The organism is Streptomyces sp. NPDC002044 (genome assembly GCF_040296725.1).
In the GTDB taxonomy this organism is placed as follows: Bacteria; Actinomycetota; Actinomycetes; order Streptomycetales; family Streptomycetaceae; genus Streptomyces; species Streptomyces antarcticus.
The window spans coordinates 25,641-41,264 of record NZ_JBEOXU010000048.1 but is presented as its reverse complement, the minus strand read 5'-3'; the positions used below and the strand labels follow the sequence as shown (position 1 = coordinate 41,264).

Genomic DNA, 15,624 nt, shown 5'->3' with positions numbered 1-15,624 from the left:
GGCGGAACGAGGCCGCAAGGACGCGCCGGCCGTCGGTCTGAAGCTCGCCGAAACCGGCATCGCCTTCGACCTGGCCCTCTGCTCCACCGCGGCCCCGGATCCGACGGGCGCGCGGGCCCCGGAAGCCACCCGGCCCCCGGCCTCCGCGCCGCAGCCCCGTTCCGAGCTGCAGCCCCGCCCCGCGCCGTACGACCCGTCCGACGCGGCCGCCCCGTACGACCAGTCCGGGCCGGGCGAGCCGTACCCGGGCCCCCCGGGCCGCCCTGCCGAGGCGGATCCCGCCGCGCAGGCGCACACGCGGCCGTACCCCGCCCCGCAGGACCGGTCCGGGGCCCCGCTGCCCGCGCGGATCGCGCTGCCGCAGGGGTACCGGCAGGCCGACGCCCCGAACGGGGACCGGCCTTCGGCGGCGGGCTCCCCGGAGCCGGGACGCGCCGTACGGGGCTCCGAGCCGCCCCGGCAGGCGCAGGCCGGCAGCTGGGCCTCCCGGCCCCAGCCGGTCCCGGCACCCGCGCCGGTCCACCCCGCGCCCGTCCACCCCGCGCCGGGGCAGCCCGGTCCGCGGCCCGGCTGGGACGGACCGCGGACCGGGCTGGACGCCGAGCGGGCCCGGCAGACGCGGATGGCCGTCGTCGGGGCCGTCACCGAGCGGTGGGCCCCCGAGCAGGCCGGTCCCGTGCACGGGCACTGGCAGCTGGCGGCCCCGGTCGGCCCGGCGACCGACCTCTGGGCACTGGGCGCGCTGCTGTACCGCGCCGTGCAGGGGCACGCCCCGTACCCCGAGGACAGCGTCGCCGAACTCGTCGAGATGATCTGCGCGGAGCCGCCCGCCTTCGCGGAGGAGTGCGGCGCGCTGCGCCCGGTCGTCGAGTCGCTGCTGCGTCAGGACCCCACCGAGCGGCCCGACTTCGAGGAACTGCGCGGCTGGCTGCGCTCGCTCGTACGGTCCGCCCCCGAGCCGGAGGCCGGCTTCGGCTTCCTCCCGATGCCGGAGCCGGACCCCGCGCGGCTGCCCGTCGTCCGCCGGCGCGGTGAACTCCACGGGCGCCACCGCAATCCCGCGGGCCCCCGCAAGCCCCGTTCCCTCGGCCGGACCCTGCTCGTCGGGGTACTGGCCCTGCTCGCCGGGGCGGTGGCGTACGCGATGCTGTTCATGCCCCGGTCCGGTGAACCCGGCGGGCAGGCCGGCGCCGGGCCGACCCCGAGGGGACAGAGCCAGGGCCCCTCGCGGACGCCCGCCGGCACGCCCGAGCCGAAGCCGGCGCCCCAGACGACCACACCGCCCCCGACGGCGGCGCCGACCGTCCCGGCGCCGCCCGGCTACACCGTCCAGCAGGATCCGGAACACTTCCAGATCGCGGTGCCCGACGGCTGGGACCGCAACGGCATCAACGAGGCCGGCCAGGTCCGCTTCACGGAGGGGCAGTTCGTCCTGACCGTCGTGCCCGGACGGGACAAGGTCCAGGGCAACCCGGACCCGGAGGCGTACCAGAAGGACAAGGAGCCGGAGCTCAACCCCTACCGCAGCTCCACCTGGTCCTCCGTCGGCGACATCAAGAAGACCACGGTGGGCCAGCAGCTCCGCGTCACCGCCCGGTACACGTGGATCGACGGCAACGGGCGCAACGTCTTCGCGCGCAACTTCGTCGTGGCCCTCGGCGGGAGCTACCACGTGGTCATCGTCACCGGTCCGGAGGACGAGTCGGGCAAGGTGACCGAGGTCTTCGAGAAGGCCACGGCGAGTTACCGGGCGGGCGGTTGACGGTTCCCTGACGCCCGATCAGTACGGCGATTGCGTCACAGTGCTGTCTTTACGCGCCCGGGCGGTTCCGGCAGTGCCCGTGCGCTCCGTAATCTGTCCTGAAGCGCAGAGAGCGGCGGGGTTTCGTGGAACAGCAGACAGGTGGGGGCGCCGTCCTCGCGGGCCGGTACCGGCTCATCGAGCCGATCGGCAGCGGCGGCATGGGCAAGGTGTGGCGCGCTCATGACGAGCTGCTCCACAGGACCGTCGCGGTCAAGGAGCTGACGGCGGGTCTGTACGTGGCCCAGGCCGACCGGGAGGTCCTGCACGCCCGGACGCAGAAGGAGGCGCGGGCCGCGGCCCGCATCCAGCACCCCGCGGTCGTCACCGTGCACGACGTGCTGGAACACGACGACCGGCCGTGGATCGTCATGGAGTACATCGACGGCCCGTCCCTCGCGGAGGCGGCCAAGGCGGCCGGCCGGATCGAGCCCCGTGAGGCGGCCAGGATCGGGCTGCACGTCCTGGGCGCGCTGCGCGCCGCCCACGCCGTCGGCGTCCTGCACCGGGACGTGAAACCGGGCAACGTGCTGCTGGCCAAGGACGGCCGGGTGCTGCTCACGGACTTCGGGATCGCCGCGATCGAGGGCGACTCCTCCATCACGCGCACCGGCGAGATCGTCGGCTCCATCGACTACCTGGCCCCCGAGCGGGTCACCGGCGGGGCCCCCGACCCGTCGTCCGACCTGTGGTCGCTGGGCGCCACCCTGTACACGGCCGTCGAGGCCCGCTCGCCGTTCCGCCGCACCTCGCCGATCTCCAGCCTCCAGGCCGTGGTCAACGACGAGCCGCCGCCGCAGCGCCAGTCCGGGGCGCTGGGGCCGGTCATCACCGCCCTGCTGCGCAAGGACCCGGCCGAGCGGCCCTCGGCCGTGGAGACCGAGCGGATGCTGCTGGAGGCGATGGAGGGCCGGGAGCCGAAGGCGGCGCAGGCGTACGTACCCACGCGGGCGGTGACCACGGAGGAACTGGCCCCGGCACAGGACCCGCACGAGCGCCCGCAAGCCGAGGCGCGGAACGCCGCGACGCACGCCCCCCGGCCCCCGCAGGACCCCTCGGGGGACTCGGTCGCGACGGCCGCCCTCCCGGAGCAGGCCGCTTCCGGCGGCGGCGCGGTCCGGGGCCGCGTCCAGCGCGCCGCGGTGGTCGCCCTGGTGGCGGCGCTGCTCGGCGGCGGCGGTGTCTTCGGGGTGCTGAAGTACACCGGCGGGGGCGGGAAGGACGGCGGTACGGGCAAGAACGTGAGCGCCCCCGACCAGCAGAACGCGGGCGACGGCCCGAAGGCGAAGGAGCCCGCCGAGCCCCCGGCCGGCTGGAAGAGGGTCACCGACCCCACCGGCTTCACCCTCTTCGTCCCGGAGGGCTGGACGCGCCAGATGGACGGCGACCAGATCGACTACACCCCCGACAACGGGAAGCACTTCATCCGGATCGCCGCGGACCCCACCCCGGACTACGTGAACCCGTACGCGCACCTGCTCGACCTGGAGAAGCAGGTACAGAAGCGGACGGACTACAAGCAGCAGCGGCTCAACCAGAACACCTTCCGGGACAGCACCCGGTCCGCGCTGTGGGACTTCACCTGGACCGAGAAGGGGACGCACGCCGGTCCCCGGCGGGCCAAGGAGCAGATGTACATCGATCCGGACGGCACGGAGTACGCGATCTACATGTCGAGCCCGGCCGCCGACTGGAGCACGACCAGCCAGCAGTTCGACATCGTGCTCAGCGGCTGGGAGCCGCCCGCCACGGGGCAGTGACCCCGCCCGGCGCGCCGATCGCGCCAGCGATCACTGGCGGAAAAGGCAAAATCCGGTTACCCACGGGTACCCAAAGGCTCGTGGGCGCAATACGCTCACCGCCATGACGGACTCGCAGGCCCCCGCCGCCCCCCTCCGCGCCGCACCGCGGCCCACCAACCCGGTCGCCCCGGCCCCGGCGGGCGTCCGCACCGCCGCCGACGTGGTGACCCCCGACCTGGTCGCCCGGCTGACCCGCGGCATCATCGGCTCCGGCCGGACCGCCAACCACACCCCCTTCACCGGGGACCGGCTGGCCGAGCTGCCCGAGGCCACCCCCGAGGACGTCGCCGCGGCCTTCGACCGGGCCCGCGCCGCACAGCCCGCCTGGGCCGCCGTCCCCGTACGCAAGCGGGCCGCGGTGCTGCTCCGCTTCCACGACCTGGTGCTCGCCCGGCAGGCCGAGGTCCTCGACCTCATCCAGCTGGAGACCGGCAAGGCGCGCCTGCACGCCCACGAGGAGGTGCAGGCGGTCGCGGTCGCCGCCCGCCACTACGGCCGCAAGGCCCCCTCGTACCTGCGCCCCAAGGGCCACACGGGTGCGATGCCGACCCTCACCAAGGTCACCGAGCTGCGCCAGCCGCGCGGCGTCGTCGGCCAGATCGCCCCCTGGAACTACCCCCTGGAGCTGTCGGTCGGCGACGCGCTGCCCGCCTTCGTCTCCGGCAACGCGCTCGTCATGAAGCCCGACACGGAGACCGCGCTCACCGCCCTGTGGGCCCGCGACCTGCTGATCGAGGCCGGGCTGCCCGCCGAGGTCTTCCAGATCGTCCTCGGCGAGGGACCCGTCGTCGGCCCGGAGGTCGTCCGGCACGCCGACTACGTCTCCTTCACCGGCTCCACCCGTACCGGCCGCGAGGTCGCCCGCGGCGCGGCCGACCGCCTCGTCGGGGTCTCCCTCGAACTCGGCGGCAAGAACGCCATGCTCGTCCTGCACGACGCCGACGTGGAGAAGGCCGCCGCCGGCGCCGTCCGCGCCTGCTTCTCCTCCGCCGGACAGCTGTGCATCTCCATCGAGCGGCTGTACGTCCACACCTCGATCGCCGACACCTTCGTCGAGCGCTTCGCCGCCCGTACGAAGGCCATGCGCCTGGGCAGCTCCCTCGCCTACGGCGCCGACATGGGCTCGCTGGTCGGGACCCGCCAGCTGGAGACCGTCCAGCGGCACGTGGACGAGGCCGTCGCCAAGGGCGCCGTACTCGTCGCCGGCGGCACCGCCCGCCCCGACATCGGCCCCCTCTTCTACGAGCCCACCATCCTCGACGGCGTCGAGTCGCCCATGGCCGTGTGCGGCGAGGAGACCTTCGGCCCGGTCGTCTCCGTCTACCGCTTCACCGACGAGGACGAGGTCATCGCGCAGGCCAACGCCACCGCCTACGGCCTCAACTCCAGCGTCTGGACCAAGGACGCCCGCCGCGGCCACGCCGTCGCCGCCCGCCTGCGCACCGGCACCGTCAACATCAACGAGGGCTATGCCCCCGCCTACGGCAGCGCCCAGGCGCCCATGGGCGGCATGAAGGACTCCGGCCTCGGCCGCCGCCACGGCTCCGAGGGCATCCTCAAGTACACCGAGGCCCAGACCGTCGCCCACCAGCGGCTGCTGCCGATGGCGCCCTCGCTGGGCATGGACGACGAGAAGTACGCGGCGTTCATGACCCGCAGCCTCCAGGTCATGAAGGCACTCCGACTGCGTTAGGGGCCCACCCGTGTCGCACGCGAACGACTACGACTACGACTACGACGTCATCGTCATCGGATCGGGCTTCGGCGGATCGGTCTCGGCCCTGCGCCTGACCGAGAAGGGGTACCGGGTCGGCGTCCTGGAGGCAGGACGCCGGTTCACGCGCGAGAGCCTGCCGAAGAACAGCTGGGACCTGCGCAACTACCTGTGGGCCCCGGCCCTCGGGCTGTACGGGATCCAGCGCATCCACCTGCTCGGCAACGTCATGGTGCTCGCCGGAGCCGGTGTGGGCGGCGGCTCGCTCAACTACGCGAACACCCTCTACGTGCCGCCCGCCGCCTTCTTCGAGGACCGGCAGTGGGCGGCCATCACCGACTGGCGCAGCGAGCTCGCCCCCTACTACGACCAGGCCAAGCGGATGCTCGGGGTGCGCCTGAACCCGACGATGACCGCCTCCGACGTCCACCTGAAGGCCGTCGCCGACCGGATGGGCGTCGGGGACTCCTTCCACATGGCCCCGGTCGGCGTCTTCTTCGGCGACGGCAAGGACGGCGAGAACGGCGAGCAGGGCGCGGGCCCGGCCCGGGCCAGGCCCGGCGAGGAGGCCGCCGACCCGTACTTCGGCGGCGCCGGGCCCGCCCGCAGGGCCTGCACCGAGTGCGGCGAGTGCATGACCGGCTGCCGGCACGGCGCGAAGAACACCCTGAACGAGAACTACCTGCACCTCGCCGAGCGCGCCGGCGCCGTCATCCACCCGATGACCACGGTCACCGCGCTCTCCGAGGACCCCGACGGCGGCCACCGCGTCCGTACGGTCCCCACCGACAGCCGACGCGGCGGCCGGGCGAAGGTGCTGCGCGCCCGCTACGTGGTCGTCGCGGCGGGCACGTACGGCACCCAGACCCTGCTGCACACCATGAAGGACCGCGGCGAGCTGCCGCGCCTGTCGGAGCGGCTCGGCGAGCTGACCCGGACCAACTCCGAGGGCCTGGTCGGCGCGCAGACCGACGACCGCCGCTACCGCAGGCGGCACGGCGCGGACCTCCCCCGGCTACCGCTGGGAGGTGCCCCCGGGGCCGACTTCACCCACGGCGTGGCGATCACCTCCTCGGTGCACCCCGACGCCGACACCCACATCGAGCCCGTCCGCTACGGCCGGGGTTCCAACGCGATGGGGTTCATGACGATCCTCCAGGTGCCCTACGGCCCGCACCGGGTCCGGGCCTGGTTCGCCCGGACCGCCCGGCACCCCCTCCAGCTGGCGCGCTCGCTCTCCAACCGGCGCTGGTCCGAGCGGACCATCATCGGCCTGGTCATGCAGTCGCTGGACAACTCCCTGACGACCTACCGCAAGCCGGGCGGCATCGGCAAGGGCCTGCTCACCGCCCGCCAGGGCCACGGCGCCCCGAACCCGGTCCAGATCGCGGAGGCCACCCGGGCCGCGTCCCTGCTGGCGGAGGAGATCAACGGCTTCGCGGGCAGCAACATCGGCGAGCTGATGGGGACCCCGCTCACCGCCCACTTCCTCGGCGGCTGCCCGATCGGCGCGTCGGCGGGGGAGGGCGTGGTCGACCCGTACCACCGGCTCTACGGACACCCGGGCATCTCGGTGGTGGACGGCTCGGCCGTCTCCGCCAACCTGGGGGTCAACCCGTCGCTGACGATCACGGCACAGGCGGAGCGGGCGATGTCGTTCTGGCCGAACAAGGGCGAGCGGGACGCGCGCCCGGAGCAGGGAGCGGCGTACGCCCGTCTCCCGGCGGTGGAACCGGTCAGCCCGGCGGTGCCGAAGGAGGCATTCGGGGCGCTGCGGCTGCCGTTCCTCGGGATCCCGGAGGTCCCGGCGAAGCAGGAGGCGCCGTAGCGGGAGGCGGAGCCGGCGGCGCGTGGGCGACGTGTGGGCGGCGCGGGACGGCGCGGATACGGGCGGGGACTGCGCTCCCCCTCCGAGCGCAGTCCCCGCACGCATCTGGTGACACGTGGTCCGCACGGATGGTTGTACCGGAACCAGTCCTCCCGGTCCGTGGTGTCCGTCACACGGTGAACGGCGGGGAGGTCCCTTGCCCGAGGAACGGGGAGGAGCCGTACACGCGGAACGGCCGGCCCGGGGCGTCCCCCGGGCCGGCCGTTCCGTCACGGACCGGGCTGCTGTCCCCTGCCGTCCGGTCACGCTGAGGAGCGAGGTCCCACGACGCGCGCTCCGAAGGGGCGTGCGTCTCATCGCTCCGGCGGAGCCACGCGTGGTGCTGCGGTCCGCGCCTGGCTGGCGCGGCCACCCTCACCAACGAAGGGCCCCGGGGCCGGTCACGGCCCGGACGGGTGACGAACGGGCGTGACACGGCGTGCGGGAGCGGGCGTCAGACCCGGCCCCGGCACAGCTCCAGCAGGGTCATCGCCAGGGTGGTGCCGGGCTTCCCGAGCGCGTCGCTCCAGTGCGAGAGCACCTCCATCTCGCGGGAGAGGTGCACCCGGCGTCCGCCCGATGAGATCCGGGCCTCCTGGATGACCGTGGAGAGGGCCATCCGCTCCTGGATCAGCCCGATGATGTGGTCGTCGAGGGCGTCGATGCGGGTACGGGAGCCGGCGATCAGCTGCTCGGGGGTGGTGGTCGTCATGGTCATGGCGTATCTCCTGTGGCGGTGGCTGTGGCTCGGGCGTGGGCGGTGGCCGTGGCCGACGGGAGCGGGAACGCAGGAGCGCCCCGGTCCTGTCGGACCGGGGCGCTCTCTGGGAAGTCAGCGGCTCAAGCGAGCATCACGAAGACCCATGGCGACCGGACCGACCGGTGCCATAGGTAAAGAGGAAGCTCAGCTGCTCGCGCATGGAACGGATTATGACCTTCCGTCCCCCTTGAGGCCAAGCCGGTTCGGATGGTGAGACGAAGAGGGCCCCGGGTCCCCCGTTAGAATCGACAAAACAGCCACCTCTTCCGCCGGAAGGCCGCCCCGTGCCAGAAGCACCCTCCGCCGCCCAAGACAGCGCCCCGGACACGGTTCTCGTCGTCGACTTCGGCGCCCAGTACGCCCAGCTCATCGCCCGCCGCGTCCGCGAGGCACGGGTCTACAGCGAGATCGTCCCCAGCACGATGCCGGTGGCCGAGATGCTGGCCAAGGACCCCAAGGCGATCATCCTCTCCGGCGGCCCCTCCTCCGTGTACGAGGACGGCGCACCCACCATCGACCGCGCCCTGTTCGAGGCCGGCGTCCCGGTCTTCGGCATGTGCTACGGCTTCCAGCTGATGGCGGTCACCCTCGGCGGCCGGGTCGACAACACCGGCGCCCGCGAGTACGGCCGCACCCCGCTGGCCGTCTCCAAGTCCGGCTCCACCCTCTTCGAGGGCACCCCCGACAACCAGTCGGTGTGGATGTCCCACGGCGACGCGTGCTCGGCCGCCCCCGAGGGCTTCACCGTCACCGCGTCGACCGGCGTCGTCCCGGTCGCGGCGTTCGAGAACGACGAGAAGAAGCTGTACGGGGTCCAGTACCACCCCGAGGTCATGCACTCCACGCACGGCCAGCAGATCCTGGAGCACTTCCTCTACCGCGGCGCGGGCCTCGCCCCCACCTGGACCACCGGCAACATCGTCGAGGAGCAGGTCGCCGCGATCCGCGAGCAGGTCGGCGACAAGCGCGCCATCTGCGGCCTCTCCGGCGGCGTGGACTCCGCGGTCGCCGCGGCGCTCGTACAGAAGGCCATCGGCTCGCAGCTCACCTGCGTCTACGTCGACCACGGCCTGATGCGCAAGGGCGAGACCGAGCAGGTCGAGAAGGACTTCGTCGCGGCCACCGGCGTCCAGCTGAAGGTCGTCGACGCGCAGGAGCGCTTCCTGAACGCGCTGGCCGGCGTCTCCGACCCGGAGACCAAGCGCAAGATCATCGGCCGTGAGTTCATCCGCGTGTTCGAGCAGGCCCAGGCCGAGATCATCGCCGAGGGCGGCGCGGACGTGGCCTTCCTGGTGCAGGGCACCCTGTACCCGGACGTCGTCGAGTCCGGCGGCGGCACCGGCACCGCGAACATCAAGTCCCACCACAACGTGGGCGGCCTCCCCGACGACATCGAGTTCGAGCTCGTCGAGCCGCTGCGCCAGCTGTTCAAGGACGAGGTCCGGATGGTCGGCCAGGAGCTGGGCCTCCCGGACGAGATCGTCCAGCGCCAGCCCTTCCCCGGCCCCGGCCTCGGCATCCGCATCGTCGGCGAGGTCACGCGCGAGCGCCTGGACCTGCTGCGCGAGGCCGACGCCATCGCCCGCCACGAGCTGACCGCCGCCGGTCTGGACCGCGAGATCTGGCAGTGCCCGGTCGTCCTGCTCGCGGACGTCCGCAGTGTCGGCGTCCAGGGCGACGGCCGCACCTACGGTCACCCGATCGTGCTGCGCCCCGTCTCCTCCGAGGACGCCATGACGGCGGACTGGACGCGCATGCCGTACGAGGTGCTCGCCCGGATCTCCACCCGGATCACCAACGAGGTGCCGGACGTGAACCGTGTCGTCCTCGACTGCACGAGCAAGCCCCCGGGCACCATCGAATGGGAGTGACCGGGTCCTGACCCGCACACGACGGAGCCGCCGCTCAGCCAGGCTGAGCGGCGGCTCCGTCGTCGCTCCGTCGTTTTCCCCGGTGCGCGGCCCTGTTCTCCTCGCGCGGCGGCCAGTACCTTGCGCCGACGACCGGCGGAGCGCGGACGACGACGACCGACGAGGAGAGCGAGCGATGGCCGACGAGACGGCGGCGGCGGACACGCGGCTCGATCCGGCGGACGCGCGCCCCGGACCGGTGCGCGGCACGCGCCCCGGACCGGTGCCGGTGGAGCGACTGCGCTTCGACCTGCCGCCCGTGCACGCGGATCCCGCCGGCGAGCGCGCGCACCGCAAGGAACGGCTCGCCGAGGCGCTGCGGCTGCTGGGCGCCCTCGGGTACGAGGACGGGGTGGCCGGGCACGTCAGCGCGCGGGACCCGGAGTTCGACGACTGCTACTGGGTGAACCCCTTCGGCCGGGCCTTCGCCACGCTGACCCCCGAGGACCTGCTGCTGGTCGACGGGGACGGGCGGGTGCTCCAGGGCGGGCGCCGCGTCAACGAGCTGGCCTTCGCCGTGCACGCGGCCGTCCACCGGGAGCGCCCCGCGACGGTGGCCGTCGTCCGTACGCGGGGCCCGTACGGCGGGGCGCTCGCCGCGCTCGGCGAACTGCTGGCCCCGATCACCCAGGAGGCTTGCGCCTTCTACGGGGACCACGCGCTGCTCGACGAGTTCGCCGGAGCCGAGGACCCGCGCCGGACCGGGCGGGCGCTGGGACCGTACAAGGCGCTGGTCCTGCGCAACCGCGGACTGCTGACGGTCGGTGACACGGTCGACGCCGCCGTCTGGTGGTTCATCGCCGCCGAACGGGCGGCGCAGGTGCAGCTGACCGCGCGGGCGGCCGGGAAACCGGTGCCGATCGACCACCACGGCGCGGTCCTCCTGCGCGAGCGGTTCGGGTCCGATCTGGCCGCCTGGGCGAACTACCAGCCGTTGCGCCAGACGGCCCCACGACCGGTGGCGTCAACATCATGAACAGCTCATCACCTGCTCTGACATCGTGCGCAATCCGGAGCACTGCCGCAGTGGTGCACAATTCGCTGGCATTGCACCGTAGTTCAGAGAGGCGGCACGCACGTGGCTGTCCAAGAGATCTCCCGAAGCACCCATACCGCCGTCTGCGCCTGCGAGGAGTGCGCACGTGAAGGACACCGGCGCGCGGTCGCCGCGTTCCTGGAGAAGCGCGACGAGTTCGCCGCCGGCCACGGCGTGCCGGACGCCGTCGCCCACTCCCTCGGCGCGTCCCGGCAGTGGGTCTCCGACGAGCTGACCCTGTCGGCCCGCACCGTCGCCGACCGGGGCCGGGAGGCCGGCAACTCCTGGCTGTACCTGTTCTCCCGGCGGGCCGTGCTCGCCGTGTGGATCGCCGCCGGGGTCCTGCTGCTGGTCCAGGTCGCCGCCGCGCTCGGCACCGGCTGGTCCACCGCGCGCACCGCCGGGCTGCTGGCCGCGCTGCTGCTCGCCGGACTGCTCACCGTCGCGGCCCGCGCCCAGCCGGTGCGGGGCGGGATGCTGGCGCCACTGGTCGGCGAGGACAACCGGCTGTCCACCTCCAAGGCCGTGCCGAGCGCCTGGGTGGTGCTGGCCGCCTTCGCGGCGCTGCTGCCCGCGCTGCGGCTGGCGGCCTCGGTTCCCGGCCCCGAGCGGCAGGCCCTGTACGAGGGGTTCGCCCTCCAGGGCGCGCTGCCGCTGCTGGCGGTCGTCGTGCTGACCTCGACGGTGGCCGTACTGGTCCGCCGGGTGGTCTCCGTACGCATCATGGGCCAGCGGCTGCAGAAGCTGCCCGCGGACCGGCCGCGCGGGGCGGACCTGCTGACCGACGACGCGGGGCGCGGCTCCTTTCCCGACGCGCAGTACGTCCTGGTCTCGGCGGTGGTGCTGGTCCACGCGGCGGTGTCGCTGGCCCGCTTCCCGGACCGGCTGCCCCGGCTGCCGTGGGCGCTGGCCCTGCTGGTGGCGCTGTCGGCCGCCGTCTACCTGGCGGCCAAGTACGCGGAGGGCAGCCGCCCGCTCGTACTGTCGGTGGTGCGCAGACGGGAGCCCGGTGACCTGGACGCCGCCGTCCGCCCCGGGGACGACATCGAGATCCGCGGGGTGGGCTTCGTGCCGCCGGGGGCGCAGACCCCGGAGATGCTGGCCCGGCTGGTCGTACGGATCGGGGCGGTGCACGTGCACGTGCCGCTGGTCCCGGTGGCGGGCGGGTTCACCAACCCCTCGGACGCCGTGCTGACGGTGCCGGTGCCGGCGGAAGTGGAACCCGGTCGCGTCGAGGTCCAAGTGGTGACCGCCGCAGGAGTGGAATCCAACCGCTGCACCATCGACGTGGCCGAGTGATCGGGGTACACATGTCGCGTGAATCGAACCGATGTACTTGACGTCGCCCCGTCGAAGCCCTCCCCGCTGAAGGAGCGCGCGGCCCGGTACGCGCTGCTGCCCCTGCGGATCTTCCTCGGCGTGACCTTCGTCTACGCCGGCCTGGACAAGCTGACCGATTCCGCGTTCCTCGCCGCCACCGGCGACGGCTCCATCGGCGACCAGATGCGCGCCGTGCGCGACAGCTCCGCCATCCCGGCCATGGTGGACATGGCGCTGGACGCCCCCGTGGCCTTCGGGACGGTCATCGCCCTCGGGGAGCTGCTGGTCGGGCTCGGGGTCCTGGCCGGGCTGCTGACCCGGATCGCGGCCCTCGGCGGAGCGCTGATCGCGCTCAGCCTCTGGCTCACCGTCTCCTGGGCGGTGTCCCCGTACTACTACGGGAACGACCTGGTCTACCTGATGGCCTGGACCCCGCTGATCATCGCCGGAGCCCCCTACTGGTCGCTCGACGCGCTGATCCGCTCGCGGCGGTCCCTGCGCACGGCGTAGGTCACCATCCCGACCAGCGCGGCGAGCGACAGCCCGCCCGCGGCCATCGGGACGACCAGGAACCACGGCAGATCGGCCCGGCCGGTCGCGTCGAGCAGGTAGAGCACGCCCGCGGCGATCAGGACGAGCCCCGCCAGGAGCCGTCCCGGCTGGAACTCATGACGCCGCACGGGCCACCTCCACCTGTCCCACACCCGTGTCCAGGTGCAGCTCGATCGTTCCGCCGGCCTCGGTGCCGGGGGAGGGGGGCAGCGTCGCCCCCAGGGTCTCGCCGCCGCGGCGGACGCGGAAGTCCCGGCTGGTCTCACCGGGCAGGTGGATGTCGCCGAACCGGACCGACACGTCGGCCACGGCCGTCACCTCCCGCGGCACGATCACTTTGAGCCGGCCCGCGTCCAGGGAGGCGCGGACCGCCACGGTGGTGCCCTTCGGGACGTCCAGGCGGCTCAGGTCCAGCGTGGCCATCCCGGTGCCCGCCTCGTACGAGGGCCGTACGTCGGCCACAGCGGCCGGCCGCCAGTCGGTCCGGCGCCAGTCCGTGCCGATCTCGGCGGGCAGCGCCGAGGCCCCCGCCAGCAGTCCGGCGGTGACGAGGGCGAGGAGGACGGTGCCGAAGCCCGTACGCCCCTTGACCGAGCTGACCGCGAGCCCGAGGCCGAACACGGCCAGGGCCGAGGCCAGGCCGATCTGCAGGGCGTGGGTCAGCGTGCCGCCCTCCCAGACGGAGGCGGCGGCCCCGGCCCCGGCCAGCACGGCCAGGACGAACACCCGGCCCCCGATGCCGCCGCGCGGGCGGACCGGGACGGCGGGCGCCGCCGGCACGGCCGGGGAGCCGCTCCAGGGGTCGGCGACCTCGTCGTCGGGCCCCCACAGGTAGCCCGTCCCGCCGACCGGGCCGGTGGTGCCGTCCTTGACCAGCGGGTCCCGCCACCACGACGGACCGCCGGGGGCGGGCGGCGCCTTGGTCTCCGGCGGGGCCGGCGAGTGCGCCGGCCGGTGCGAGGCGGGCGCCTGCGTCTCGGGGGCGGCGGTGACCCGGCGCCGCTGCGACCAGTACGAGGCGCCGCCCAGCACCAGGATGACCAGGATCGAGAAGAGCGCCATATCGCCGTTGTCCAGCATCGACAGGAACAGCGCGCAGCCCACCAGGGCGGCGAACACCGCCGCCAGGGTGGCGCCCTCGACGCGGCCGGTGAGCAGTTTCTTCGCCTCGCTCTCCTCCTCGCCCTCCATGGGGAGCAGCAGCCACGCGAACCCGTAGAAGATCAGGCCGACGCCGCCGGTCACCGCGAGGACGCCGAGGAAGATCCGGAAGACCACCGGGTCCAGCCCGAAGTACCGGCCCAGCCCTCCGCACACGCCCGCGAGGACCTTGTCGCGCCTGACGCGGCGCAGGGGCGGCCGGTCCGCCGGGGGCGGCGCGGACCCGGGGTCCGCCGGGGGGGCGTCGTGTACTTCGGTCATGCGTCCATGGTGACGGCCCGCGGCGCCCCGCGGCACCCGGCCCGACCCTGGCGCAACCCTGATATCCCCCCGACGGAAGTGGGGGGATGCCCTGATGCCCGGCCACCCCCGCGCGTGTGACCATCAGTGACATGCCCGCAGCCGCCGCACCCCGCACCCCGCACGCATCGGAACCCCTGCCCGAGCCCGCACCGCAGCGCAAGCTCTACCGCAGTGCCGACGGCCGGATGCTCGGCGGGGTCGCGCGCGGGCTCGCCGGTCATCTCGGGCTGCCCGTGATCTGGGTCCGGCTGGCGTTCCTCGCCCTCTTCATGTTCGGGGACGGCCTCGGCGTCCTGCTGTACGCCGCGTTCTGGGTGTTCGTACCGCTCGGCGTCGGCGGCCGCACCGCGAACGGCTCCCTCTGGGAGACCTGCGCCGACGGCACCCGCCGCCTGCGCAAACCCGACCGCGGGCAGATCACCGCGCTGATCGCCCTGTTCATCGGCGCCGGCATCTTCATCTCCAAGGTCCAGCTCGGCGGCGAGTCCGGCCGGTACGTGTGGCCGACGCTGCTGGTCGGCGCCGGCGTGGTCCTCGTGTGGCGCCAGGCCGACAACGCCCGCCGCGCCCACTGGAACGCCGCCGCCGGACGGCACGCCCGCCTGCTCCAGACCGCCCGGGCACTCGCCGGAGTCGCCCTCGTCGGTGTGGGCCTGACCGTCTTCATCGTCGTACGGGGCTCCGCCGCCCAGCTGGGCAACGTCCTCACCGCCACCCTCGCCGTCCTCGTCGGCGTCGCGCTGCTCGCCGGACCCTGGCTGATCCGGATGACCCAGGACCTCTCCGAGGAACGGCTCATGCGCATCCGCGCCCAGGAACGCGCCGAGGTCGCCGCCCACGTCCACGACTCGGTGCTGCACACCCTCACCCTGATCCAGCGGGGCGCCGAGGACCCCGGCGAGGTGCGCCGCCTGGCCCGGGCCCAGGAACGCGAGCTGCGGAACTGGCTGTACAAGCCCGAGGGCACCGGCAAGGACGAGGCCGAGGAGCCCACGACGCTGGCGGAGGCCGTGAAGAAGACCGCCGCCGAGGTCGAGGACCACCACGGGGTGCCCATCGAGGTCGTGGTCGTCGGCGACTGCCCCCTCGACGAGGGGCTGGCGGCGCAGGTCCAGGCCGCGCGCGAGGCGATGGTCAACGCCGCCAAGTACGGTGGCGAGGGCGGGCCGGTCCAGGTCTACGCCGAGGTGGAGGGCCGGACGGTGTTCGTGTCCGTACGGGACCGCGGCCCGGGCTTCGACATCGACGCGGTACCGGACGACCGCATGGGCGTACGAGAATCGATCATCGGCCGGATGCAGCGCAACGGCGGGACCGCTCGGCTGCGGTCCGCTCCCGACGGCGGCACCGAAGTCGAGCTGGAGATGGAGAGGGCGGCGAACGCAGCATGACCGGAGG

The 15,624-nt window shown here is 73.8% G+C and carries 11 protein-coding genes and 1 pseudogene; 9 read left to right on the top strand and 3 right to left on the bottom strand.

Annotated elements, in window-relative coordinates:
• From ABT106_RS14995 to ABT106_RS14980, 4 genes are all read left to right on the top strand, one after another.
• Positions 1-1,762, top strand: a 1,762-nt coding sequence (locus tag ABT106_RS14995) for a serine/threonine kinase C-terminal domain-containing protein (protein WP_502979375.1), incomplete at its 5' end; no start/stop codon positions are given.
• A gap of 125 nt (positions 1,763-1,887) precedes the next feature.
• Positions 1,888-3,561: a serine/threonine-protein kinase gene (locus tag ABT106_RS14990; RefSeq protein ID WP_351276737.1), complete on the top strand. Its 1,674-nt coding sequence runs from the start codon at positions 1,888-1,890 to the stop codon at positions 3,559-3,561.
• Positions 3,562-3,664: 103 nt separating this feature from the next.
• A complete protein-coding gene (locus ABT106_RS14985; protein ID WP_351276734.1) occupies positions 3,665-5,296 on the top strand; it encodes a succinic semialdehyde dehydrogenase in 1,632 nt (543 codons plus the stop codon).
• A 10-nt stretch (positions 5,297-5,306) separates the two neighbouring features.
• Positions 5,307-7,145, top strand: a complete 1,839-nt coding sequence (locus tag ABT106_RS14980; protein WP_351276731.1) for a GMC oxidoreductase — start codon at positions 5,307-5,309, stop codon at positions 7,143-7,145.
• 493 nt (positions 7,146-7,638) lie between these two features.
• Here the strand turns inward: ABT106_RS14980 and ABT106_RS14975 are convergent.
• Positions 7,639-7,914: pseudogene (locus ABT106_RS14975) on the bottom strand (chorismate mutase); the annotation flags it as partial.
• 314 nt (positions 7,915-8,228) lie between these two features.
• Between ABT106_RS14975 and guaA the strand changes: the two are divergent.
• The 4 genes from guaA (at position 8,229) to ABT106_RS14955 (ending at position 12,720) form a co-directional block, all read left to right on the top strand.
• Positions 8,229-9,815: a glutamine-hydrolyzing GMP synthase gene (gene guaA / locus ABT106_RS14970; RefSeq protein WP_351276728.1), complete on the top strand. Its 1,587-nt coding sequence runs from the start codon at positions 8,229-8,231 to the stop codon at positions 9,813-9,815.
• Between the two features lie 175 nt (positions 9,816-9,990).
• Entirely contained in the window at positions 9,991-10,830 is an 840-nt protein-coding gene (locus tag ABT106_RS14965; protein ID WP_351276725.1) for a class II aldolase/adducin family protein, read from the top strand.
• Between the two features lie 102 nt (positions 10,831-10,932).
• Positions 10,933-12,189 carry a hypothetical protein gene (locus tag ABT106_RS14960; RefSeq protein ID WP_351276722.1) on the top strand — a complete coding sequence of 419 codons (1,257 nt, stop codon included), beginning with the start codon at positions 10,933-10,935 and terminating at the stop codon, positions 12,187-12,189.
• Positions 12,190-12,207: 18 nt separating this feature from the next.
• A complete protein-coding gene (locus ABT106_RS14955) occupies positions 12,208-12,720 on the top strand; it encodes a DoxX family protein (protein ID WP_351276719.1) in 513 nt (170 codons plus the stop codon).
• Here the strand turns inward: ABT106_RS14955 and ABT106_RS14950 are convergent.
• Both ABT106_RS14950 and ABT106_RS14945 read right to left on the bottom strand, forming a co-directional pair.
• Positions 12,666-12,890 carry a hypothetical protein gene (locus tag ABT106_RS14950; RefSeq protein ID WP_351276716.1) on the bottom strand — a complete coding sequence of 75 codons (225 nt, stop codon included), beginning with the start codon at positions 12,888-12,890 and terminating at the stop codon, positions 12,666-12,668. The two genes, ABT106_RS14955 and ABT106_RS14950, sit on opposite strands and share 55 nt — an antisense overlap.
• Complete coding sequence (locus ABT106_RS14945) at positions 12,877-14,184, bottom strand: PspC domain-containing protein (protein ID WP_351276713.1); 1,308 nt, start codon at positions 14,182-14,184, stop codon at positions 12,877-12,879. The genes ABT106_RS14950 and ABT106_RS14945 overlap by 14 nt, the downstream gene beginning before the upstream one ends.
• 131 nt (positions 14,185-14,315) lie before the next feature.
• On the opposite strand from ABT106_RS14945, the gene ABT106_RS14940 reads away from it, so the two are divergent.
• Positions 14,316-15,617: an ATP-binding protein gene (locus ABT106_RS14940; protein WP_351276710.1), complete on the top strand. Its 1,302-nt coding sequence runs from the start codon at positions 14,316-14,318 to the stop codon at positions 15,615-15,617.
• The last annotated feature ends 7 nt before the right edge of the window (positions 15,618-15,624 follow it).